We start from the raw sequence: 591 nt of genomic DNA on the forward strand, positions 1-591 counted from the left end.
CGACGTGTAGTCAGCTTCACCTGGATTTGAACTAATTGCCCCATTGAACCAATTCCTTTAAAAAAAACTGTATGCCCAGCCCCACGCCAGACATACAGCCATAAAAAAAGAGCCTTTCGGCTCTTAGGGAAGTTACAGCGCTAAATTCAATTACTTGCTAGATACAGTTATTCATTATGGAGAAAACTAACTTAAATCTGTTTCAGTGTCAAATACAAATTTTAGTTAGTTTTTGAGAGCTGAAAAGAAATGCGTTTAGCAGCTGCTGCATGCTCGTCTTGTAAGTCAATCACAATGGCGTGAATAGCTTGATTCAAATAGCGATGAACAACCAGATGATGAACACCAGCGAACAGAGCACGATTACGGACAGAAGGTTTATAACTTGCTGGAACCATGCAGAACTCGACCAATGCAGTACGGATCACAGGCACATGGTACTCCATTGCAATTTGATGATGTTCAAGGACGCTTTTATATCGCGGTGTAAGCAATTTACTGAATGAGTCTACATTTTCCAGTGTATTCGCATTCAAGGATTTGAGACGTACCAGGTTATCTTGCAGTGGGGAAAGCTTGGCATAGCTCAGT

1 protein-coding gene is annotated in these 591 nt (G+C 41.3%); it reads right to left on the reverse strand.

The genetic code is table 11. The features are described from left to right. Window positions 1–221: 221 nt before the first annotated feature. A partial coding sequence (locus ACNPNW_RS05430) for a hypothetical protein (protein WP_448766663.1) occupies window positions 222–591 on the reverse strand: 370 nt, incomplete at its 5' end.

This window comes from Acinetobacter endophylla (genome assembly GCF_053543775.1).